Raw genomic sequence first — 9864 nt, forward strand, 5'->3', positions numbered from 1 at the left:
GGCACCCGACTGATCAGGGAGTTCAACGGCGTCGAGCACTGCGTCACGGTCAGAGGCGACGACTTCGAATATCTCGGCAAGCCCTATCGGTCTCTCTCCGCCATCGCCCGAGCCATCACAGGCACCAACTGGAACGGCTGGACCTTCTTCGGCCTCAAGAACCAGAGGGGTCGGTCGTGAACGCCCCGGTCCGCCAGCGGTCTCGCCCGATCGTCACCAAGCGCCGCTGTGCCATCTACACCCGCAAGTCCTCCGAGGAAGGCCTCGACATGGACTTCAACAGCCTCGATGCCCAGCGCGAGGCTTGCGAGGCCTTTGTCGCCAGTCAGAAGGCGGAAGGCTGGGTTCCGGTGCCCGACCACTATGGTGATGGCGGCTTCTCCGGAGGAACGCTCGATCGTCCTGCCCTCAAGCGCCTCCTTGCCGATATCGAGGCGGGCCTTGTCGACATCGTCGTGGTCTACAAGATCGACAGACTCTCCCGCTCGCTGATGGACTTTGCCAGGCTGGTCGAGATCTTCGACCGCAACGACGTCACCTTCGTCTCGGTCACCCAGTCGTTCAACACCACCACATCGATGGGGCGGCTGACCCTCAACATCCTGCTCTCCTTCGCCCAGTTCGAGCGCGAGGTCACCGGTGAGCGAATCCGGGACAAGTTTGCAGCCTCCCGCAAGAAGGGGATGTGGATGGGCGGCTGGGCGCCCTATGGCTACGACATCAAGGACCGCAAGCTGGTCATCAACAAGAACGAAGCAGAGCAGGTTCGACAGATCTTCGACCGGATGGCGAAAGGCGGATCGATCACAGCCATCGTCCGGGACCTCGCCGCCAGGGGGATCGTCAACAAGTACGGCAAGCGGTTCGACAAGGGGAAGCTCTACAAGCTCGTCAACAACCGGGTCTACATCGGCGAAGCCGTTCACAAGGGAACCGCCTATCCCGGAGAGCACGAGGCCATCATCACGAAGGCACTCTGGGACAAGGTCCATGCCGCCATGGCGGTGAGAGCCCGGACCCGCGGTAATCGCACCCGCGCCCAGACACCGGCTCTCCTCAAGGGCCTGATCTTCGATTCCTCGGGTCGGGCGATGTCGCCGACCCACACCCCGCGCAAGCAGAAGCTCTATCGCTACTACGTCAGTCAGTCCCTGATCCGGGATACAGGAAGGGAGACACGCGGCGACGATACAGAGACGGTCCCAGCCATCAGGCGGGTTCCGGCCGGCGATGTCGAGGCAGCGGTCATCGACCAGCTGCGTGTCCTCCTCCAGTCGCCCGAGATCATTGTCGCGACCTGGCGTTCGGCACGGGAACACTTGGACGACCTCACCGAAGATGATGTCCGCCGGGCCATCGGTCAGTTCGATGACCTCTGGTCCGAGCTCTTCCCCGCCGAACAGGCCCGTATCGTCCAGCTGCTGGTCGACCGTGTCGACATCCAGTCCGACGGCATCGTCATCCGCCTCAAGGTCGGCGGCCTTGGTCGTCTGGTGGGTGAGCTTCTGGGGTTGGGCAACAACTCTGATGTCGACCAGAATGCCAAAGCCAACGGGGCGAAGTCGGCGGTCGGTGACGAGGACAGAAGGCAATGATCGAGACTGTCATCGTTCCGCGCAGGAGCTCGGAGTCGCAGGGTAACCACACCAGGTCGGCCAAAGTTGCCGTGGCGCGGAGTCCGAACCCGAACGGGAGAGCTAGGACAAGGCACCAATCCACCTCACCCGAGACCGAGGCGACCGCTGACCGCGACCCTTCTCTGCAAAGGCGCGAAGCAAGGCGCCACGATCAAATGGCCGACCCGTCAACCATCACCGTCCACGTTCCGCTGACCTTCACACGCCGCGGTGGCCGGAAATCCTGCGTCACTCCGGATGGCGCGCCAGCCTTGGCTCTCCCATCTCGCCCGGAAGGTGCCCTGATCAGGGCCCTAGCTCGTGCCTACCGTTGGCAGCGCCTTCTCGAAACCGGCGCCTACGCCACCATCCAGGACCTTGCCGCAGCAGAGTCCATCAATCCCTCCTACGTCGGCCGCATCCTCCGTCTCAACCTCCTCGCGCCCGACATTGTCGGGGCCATCCTAGACGGCGACATTTCGCCGGACCTAACCGCCGAAGGCCTGGTGAAGTCGCTGCCATCAGCTTGGGGAGAGCAGCGCCGCAGGCTCCTGCCTCAGCGGTCGCCTCCAGCTCTTGAGGTTCATGTCAGCAAATGACCGCAAAACGGACGTCAGCACCGTTCTTCTCGCATGTCCGCTGCTGAACTAAAGGCGGACACGCACTTTGACGTGGCCACCGGCAGGTTCGCGTAACATCCTCGTCGTTCACTGTGCGATTCGCCGTATCAGAAACCGATTACTGCAGTCCGGCCTGGCTACCAGCCTCCCTGACCGTGCCAATGACTTTAGAAAAGGATGCTTGGAAACCAAACACTCATGCGGGTTTCCGACATCGGCTGCACCCGTCCTCATCACGTTCGGCAAACGGTCCCCCACGGCGACGACGACCGGCCAGGGTGTGAGATCGCCTATCGGATCGAGACTGGCAAGCACATCGATTCCGATCGACAAGCCGATGGCGCTTTAGCCGGCGCAGCGCCGCTCCAGGAACGTTGCGTCAGGCGCTGCTGGCACTCGAGGCCTGCATGTCCTGCCGCATCACCCGTGCCGCTGCCTGATTGTGTTCGGGAGGGACCCAGACTACACCCTTATCCGATGGGGCTGTTAGAAGCACGGTCGAGCAGGGAAGACCGGCCGCATCGAACTTGCGCGAGATGAAATCGCTCTCGCCTCGATCGTGGCTCGACATGATAAGCTGATAGCCGTTCAACTCGACCATGTTGCGCATCACATCGACGAAGGCGGCGGCGTGAATTATGTCATTATGTTGTAGCGGATCATCAAGCAACAGCGCCCGCCAGCGGGACCAGGGATAGGCGGTGCTCGCCGCACACAGGATGCTGAAGCCGTTGGCCGCAAGTTCGCCTTCGCTCAGCACGACTTGGGGCGGCAGATCCTTCTTTGTCTCGATCGCATCCTCCACCTTCTCCCTGTAGCGCAGTGCCATACCGAAGCTTGTCGCATCGACCCGTGTGTCGGCCTTGAACTGAATACTCTCGCCCGGCGAACTCAGCATCGCCTCGTTGAAATCGTCGATGACCTCGTTAAGTGGATCGAGTACGCGTGTGGAAAAGTTGTCCGCCTGTGCCTGCAGATTTTCCGAGTAGCTCTTCACTGCTTTGCGCGCGGCGATGGTGAGCTTCACTGCGGCGCGGGCCGTCTCCAACTTATTCTTGAGCGCCGTCATGTGAGCCGCGGGTTCAAGCACGCCCTTTTCCCCACCGGCGGACCGCATCGACGCGACGATCTCGTCGATCTCGTTCTGGAGCAGCGCATCTTCATTGTGGCGGGCTAGCACGAGCTGCCGTTCCGCAAGCGAACGCAATCCGGCCAGCACGGCCTCGATCGCGGCAATGCCGCGATCATATTCGGCCTGGCCCGGACTGTTATTAAAACCCGCTCGGGTCCAGCGCTGGTGCATCTGCCGCGCCACCTGCCCCGCGTTTTCGCGAGCCAATTCGGCTGCCGCAAGCTCGCGTTGGGCGGCATCGAGGGCGGTTCGCTCCCGCTGAACGTCCCCGACCGCAGCATTCGCCGCTTCGGAAAGTGTGGCGAGTTGCGCCTTTGCGGTTTCGCGTCGCTCGCGTTCCGTCGTCAGCCTTGCCCCAAGCTCGCCGATCGTGACGTTTGACAAGTTTCGCGCCGCGATTCGATCAGCACAGGCCTTGTCTTCGACCTCAAGCTGCGTCAAGCGCGCTCCGACCTGGCTCTCGCGCGCGATCAGCTCATCGAGATCGGCAACTGTCGAAGATCGCTGTTCGCTCGCCGAAGCGGCACTCGCCGACAGCGATTCGAGCGCTTTCTCAGCAGCGGCCAGCGCGGCATCCGCCTCACGCGCCCGCGCAGCGGCAAGTGCCGCAAGATCACCGTCCGGAGAAGCCTCGAGCGTCCGGCCGATAGCGGTGCGCGCATTGGTCACTGAGTCTGCGGCCGCGACTGCCGCCCGCTCGAGCCCCTCGACCGCTGCCACCTCGGTTCGAAGGCGACGGATCTGATCGCTGAGTCCGGGACGTTCGCGCCGCAAAGTCTCAAGCGCGTCGTCGGCCTTGGCGAGGTGTCGATCTCTGCCCGACGCTGCCGCATCCGCTAATACCTTGAGGACCCCTGGCTCGAAATGCGTCTGGCACACCGGGCAGTCGGTATCGTCTTCATGAACATGGCTGGCGAGTTGAGACAGGGCGCCGCTGATCGCAGTTGCGTGCCGGTCGGCCTCGGCACGGTCACGCTCGGCCCCGGATATTCGGTCGTCAAGATCGGCCAATTGCCGCTCAAGCGGAGCGAGCACGGCAGCGGCGCGGGCAGCTGCCTCATGCCCCCGGGCGAGCGCTGCGTCGGCCTTCTCAGACAACGCCTCGAGATCGCGGCATTCAGCGATCGCTTGGTTGAGCCCGCGCGCCGAGCTGGCGAGGCTTCTCAGGCGGGCGACTTCAGCTGCCGCCTTGCCATGTTGATTGATCGCAGTATCGGCGTCGGCGATCGTTCTCCGACGGATGGCGATCGCCTCGGCAAGTGCCCTCAGATCTTGCGCGTCCTTCGCCATGAACTCGGCGAGTTGCGCACGGCGCGCCAGATCGGTCAGCGTCGCATCGAGTAAGGCGATATTCTGCTCGATCGTGCCGATCGCGGCGTTCTGGGCGGTGACCGCGTCGCTCGTTGTGGCGGCAAGTGGGGATAGGCGGTCAAGTCGCGTCTGCGCCTCGCTCACTCTGCTGCGCAGCCGCACGAGGCTGGGGTGGTCGAGGCGTGCTTCGGCTTGGCTGATCGCAAATTGCACTGGAAGCGGCGATAAGGCCTCCAGCGCAGCTTTGCGCTCGCTCGATGTTCGCAGCGTGTCTGCGATACGGTCAGCGAGCGCCGAAAGTCGCTGTCCGACATCTGCAGTTATGACGTCAAGCGGCTGATCGGCGACAAGCTGCTGAAAGTCGGCTTCGAGATGGTCGGTCCGTTCAGCGACCTCGACTGGAGTGAGCACGCCGGTCGCGCGCGCCGCCGTGCTCAACCTGTCCAAACGTGTCGTCCATCCCTGCCAGTCCGCGATTTCCCGCTCGAGCGCGGCGACCACGGCTTGTTCCTTATCCAGCCGACGGGTGAACGCGGTGATGGTCGGTCGCCCACGCAGGCCAGCGCGGATACGCTCAAGCCGATCAATGCCGCTCGGTCCCTTGAGTGCCTGCCACTGATCCTGAGGATCTCGGCTAGTGAACCGCTGATGCGCCGCTTGTCCGAGAAAATGGGTGAGGGCGAGGTAGGTGCCCAGATCATGGATGATGGGGCGATCCGAACGGGCGAGCTGCGCGATGATGTCCACCATTGCCGTACCGCCGGTCGCGCTGCGCTCGATGACGTTATCCTCCGAAAAGGTCAGGGCGACGTGATGCGATCCAGGGTCGGCTCCGCGCCGGGTAAGATAATCCTTTTCGACGAGCTTCTTTCTGCCCTTCTGCAAATACGGTTCAAAACGGCGAATCTTGTTAGTCAGGCCCCATTCGATCGCATCGAAAAAGCTGCTCTTGCCGAGGCCGTTGGTTCCAGTGAGCAGAACCAGGCCTGGCGCCGCCGGAACGTTGATCTCGAAGTCTCCGAAGGTGCGGAAATCGTGGATCGCGACGCGGGACAAGAAAATCTTGCTCATGCCTGTCCCCTTCGCTTCCAGGCCTTGACCAGTGCCGCAACGATATCGTCCGGCGACTTCTGCTCGTCGAGCGCAATACGCTCCCACTCCTGAGCGGTCGTCCGCGGCAGGCCCGGCGCCGTCGCGCCGGTCCTGTCCAGTTCGTCAAGCGCCGCATCTTCGAACTGCCCCTCGGCATGCACCCATGGTCTGGCGAGGAAGGTGCGCTTGAGAAAATCTGCAAAGCTTTCTTCGTCCCGCCGGGGATCCTCCGGCCGCAACCAAGCGAGCTTGCGGGCGACACGGTCGTCGCGCTCAACCATTAATGCCATCGCCCGCCAGGCTTCCTGCCGCTCGCTCGCCCGTGGTCCCAGTAGCATCAGCTGCAGGTCAAGCGTCTCGTTCGTTCCCAGGAACGAGCGCGCGACAACACATTGATTGCGGCAACGCCTTAGCGTCTCGAGTACCGCTTCCATCGCAGGAACGTCCGGAAGAATACCAAGTACGACGTTGAATCGATTGATCCGGATCGCATGGCTCTCCGCCGGCAGATCGGTCGGACTGAGCATGGTCGACTTCGTAGATCCGCCGTTGAAGGTCGAACGCACCAGCTCTGGCCGCTCCTCAACCTCGAGCTCAAGCGCCATCGCCGCTACGCGAAGCCGCTCAGCGAAATCCCTCAGGCCGGGTGACAGAGTCAAACTTTCCGTCATGCCACGCCTTTCACGATCGTCTTTTCCAGCGCTTCGAAATGCCGTGCCTCGACTGCATCCAACAGCACGCACATCTCGGGTAAACCTGCTGCCGCCGCGTCGACGAAATCGCGGCTTATCGACATGATCACCGGACCAGAGCCTGCCGTTTCGCTAAGTCCCGGCTGGTCGGTGTCGATCCGCGCAAAGGGCCGTTCGGCGATGCGGCTGACCTCGATGGCATTTTTGACGACAAGAATGACGAATTGAGTCTGCCACATGAACGATGCCGCGCACAATGACATCTCTTCGCCGTTGATCATGTCGGCCGCGCAGCCATGTCCGGCCCATTCGCTGTCGCCATTGCGTAGACGAACAAGATTGCCGGGCTTGATGCCCTTCGGCGATGTGCCCTCCCAAGCCGCGGCAACGGCCAGTGCGACGGCTGTGCCCCGCAGGATGCACCCCAGTTTATTGGGACCTACCAGAATCTGCGCGGCGTCACGATTATGATCGTCCTCGACCGCACAGATCATCAAGCGGAGGAAATGGCCTAGCAGAGCGGGCTCATCGGAGAACAATGCGTACCAGTCCGCCCATGTAGCCGCCATGGCGGCCCGCAGATCGTCGGCGATCTTAAGGTTGATTGGGCGGCCAGGATCGGCATTGCTGGCAAAAAAGGGTTGTAGATGCGCATCAAGCCGCTCAAGCAGCCAGCTATCGAGCGACCGGTGGATCCGGCGTGCGAGAATATCTGGCGGAAGCCGAACTGGATTCTGGGCCGCACCGCCAGGATTGCCTGCTAAGATCGCCGGCATCCCCATACCCTCGGCGTGCGGTGAATCTACGCTGAGCGCCCGGACATGCTGACGCCATTGCCCGGGTGCCGCATGCAACCGGCAACTACTACTATGACACGCAACGCGTAGCACCGCGCCCGCTACCGCTCCAAGATCTTCGGGGCCATCGGGAATGATGATCTCGAAAGGCTGATGCTCGCTCCAAGAGCGCAGAAGCTGCTCAGCCGGTATCGCGCCCGACCAACGGACGTAGCCTGCCTCGCGCAAAAATTGCACGGAGATAGGCAGCTGATGCCCGGATTGACGGTGCACTCTCGGAGCGAGCGGGATGTCCGCTTTGCGCGCGGCTTCTTCGAACAAGGTCCGCGCAGCGCTCAAAAGCTTCGGTACGAGGGTTGCGTCGTCATGACGCCTCAGCCACTCCTTATGGCTTGCCTCGTAATCTACCAAATGACCAGCGAATGGAGCACGGACTAGATCCCGACGCGGGCCACGGCGAACGATGAGAGCATCTGCTGCGATGGCTTCGCCCGCACAATCTACCCAGAAATCTGCGGCTTCAGGGGCCGGGTCAGGCGGAGCAATGCGCGCAACGGCGTCGCATTGCAGATGCCGAAAGGTGCGTTGCGGGTCGCCCTCGATCGCTTTGATTGTGAGATAGGCGGCGAGCCGATTGAGCGTTGCCGTCGACACGTCAAACAGTTCTGCATGCTGAGTTTGCAGCGTCAGCCTGACCCCAGGCCGCAGCTGCTGCGCGACGGCAGCAACTAGCCCAATGTCGGTAAGCGGCTGCAGCAGTTCTGCATCGTAGGCTGCCAAGAAATCAAACCGAGCGCCGGCAGCGTCCTGTGCACGCGCGCGGACATCGATGTCAGCAAGGGCGGGCTTCAACGCAGCTATCCCCGGATGGCTCGAAACCAGCTTGATCATGCCGGCATGATCGAAATCGCGCGCGCCAGCGGCGACGAAGTCGATCAGCCCACCGTCGCCCGCTCCGCTGATAAAGAAGCGCGGAGTCGGTCGGCCCGCGAACTCGGCAACCGGCACGCCGGCATCGGTCCAGTAGCTGGCGCTCTGAATGGTTGGAACGGGCTCGATTGGCTCGACCCCAAATCCGACCGCAAGCAAGACGATGTGAAATTGTTCGCGAAGCTCGGTCCCTGGCGCGGAAAGCGGGCTGTCCAGATCGGTGAACTCGATCTGATACCCATCCGGTACGACGTTGAGCGCCGTTACCCGATGACGCAAGCGAGTTTGCAATCTTGGCGCGAGTCTGACCACGATGTCCTGGAAACCCACAAGAATGTCGTCGCGCACTGAACGGCACGATCCGGACTCCCAGTCCAAGATCGGCAAGTCTGCGATGGGATCCGTGGTGTCATGCGCTGGCCAGTCGTAGATATGTGGATCGAGCCGTCGACGATCGGTCGTCGACTGGAGCGGGAGCAGATCCCCGGCCGTTTCGAACACCACGACCTGCGATTCGGTAACAAGCGCGGCAGCTGCCGCTGCAGCGACGCCGGCCGCACCACCGCCGACGACAGCGATCCTTGGATTCGCGTTGAGGTAACCCAGATCCTTCAGCGCGTGGACGAGTGAAAGCGCCCGGACCTGCTGCGAATATAACGTGATACGCCGATCGAAGCTCCCGATGACGAACAGGTTCGGCCGGTCGCGGACCGCCGCGCCGTCGAGAATATCCTGCGGAAGCAGCACATCAGCCAACGGTCCGGCCGCCTTCGGTACCGTGCCCCTGCTGTTCAGGCAGCGCAAATCCGGCGCGGCACATCAAAAGCATTGTAGCCAATCCGCTCCCTCATTTGTCGCTAATAGCCGGCGAATAGCGTTAGGTAGAGGAGTCGAAATGCCGCAAGGCACTATCGGCACTCGCGAAGTCGACTGCCTTTCTGACACGATCTCTATTCGAGGTCCTACCACGCGAATTTCCTTATCTGCGAGGGTAGTATTCACAATCTTACATCCAAGATAGTCCAATTATTTGGGTGCTGAGGTTTGTAAAATGGGGCCTCTGCTTTTCCACTCCCGAGGGCGACTATGGAACTTTAACCGATAAGGCGCTGGCAGCGGTCCCGTCGACTATCGTCGGGAATGACGCCTCTCTCAAGTAGCCCCCTGGAATCTGCAGGCCTCTGCACGGCCCAGTCTAGGCCGTTGCCGCCGCCTTCGGTGAACCAACGCTGCTAGCGCAAGTCGGACATTCTAGAACGCAATTCGGATGTCTCTTTGGATCACAAGACCGGACGTCCTGCCGGAGTGCGAGATTTTGATTTCGAAGCCTCCATTAGATGGGCGAGAGACACTTCCAAATCGCGACATCCCTAGTCGTCTCCAAAGCGTTCGTTTCCCTGCACTTCCAAGCTCCGTACTGAATCGATGAAGTCCGGAGCTTCTGAGAGTCTTGGGGTCTCTATAGCGCTTAGCGAGGATGCCCTTCCGAGTGCGGTACGTAAGTCAGCCCGCAAAGTGGCGCAGAACCTTGCGATTTCAGCGTCAAAATGAAGGTCTCAGATCTTTGCCGGCTGATCGGCTGGCGGAGGGAGAGAAACCCGGCTCCAACGGTCTCTGGCCCTAAGCTATTGATTTTCATAATGTGGTGACTGGCATCGCGCCTGCCTCTATCAA

At 61.7% G+C, this 9864-nt stretch carries 6 protein-coding genes; 3 read left to right on the top strand and 3 right to left on the bottom strand.

Annotation, left to right across the window (positions count from 1 at the left end; all coding sequences use genetic code 11):
- From BLT60_RS23635 to BLT60_RS23645, 3 genes are all read left to right on the top strand, one after another.
- On the top strand, positions 1-180 hold a 180-nt coding region (locus BLT60_RS23635), incomplete at its 5' end, for a DUF2924 domain-containing protein (protein ID WP_139167952.1).
- On the top strand, positions 177-1595 hold the full coding sequence (locus BLT60_RS23640) for a recombinase family protein (protein ID WP_244521423.1): 1419 nt from the start codon (positions 177-179) through the stop codon (positions 1593-1595). The genes BLT60_RS23635 and BLT60_RS23640, both read left to right, overlap by 4 nt.
- Before the next feature lie 197 nt (positions 1596-1792).
- A complete protein-coding gene (locus tag BLT60_RS23645) occupies positions 1793-2215 on the top strand; it encodes a hypothetical protein (RefSeq protein ID WP_090881325.1) in 423 nt (140 codons plus the stop codon).
- Positions 2216-2615: 400 nt separating this feature from the next.
- Here the strand turns inward: BLT60_RS23645 and BLT60_RS23650 are convergent, their stop codons facing one another.
- Genes BLT60_RS23650 through BLT60_RS23660 form a run of 3 tightly spaced genes read right to left on the bottom strand, consistent with a single transcriptional unit; the run spans position 2616 to position 8937 of the window.
- Positions 2616-5750: an AAA family ATPase gene (locus tag BLT60_RS23650; RefSeq protein WP_090881328.1), complete on the bottom strand. Its 3135-nt coding sequence runs from the start codon at positions 5748-5750 to the stop codon at positions 2616-2618.
- Positions 5747-6442, bottom strand: a complete 696-nt coding sequence (locus tag BLT60_RS23655) for an ABC-three component system middle component 1 (protein WP_090881331.1) — start codon at positions 6440-6442, stop codon at positions 5747-5749. The genes BLT60_RS23650 and BLT60_RS23655 overlap by 4 nt, the downstream gene beginning before the upstream one ends.
- Positions 6439-8937 (bottom strand): ABC-three component system protein, encoded by a 2499-nt coding sequence (locus BLT60_RS23660; RefSeq protein ID WP_342028640.1) that lies wholly within the window; start codon positions 8935-8937, stop codon positions 6439-6441. The genes BLT60_RS23655 and BLT60_RS23660 overlap by 4 nt, the downstream gene beginning before the upstream one ends.
- Positions 8938-9864: the final 927 nt, after the last annotated feature.

Source organism: Bauldia litoralis (assembly GCF_900104485.1).
Taxonomy (GTDB): Bacteria; Pseudomonadota; Alphaproteobacteria; order Rhizobiales; family Kaistiaceae; genus Bauldia; species Bauldia litoralis.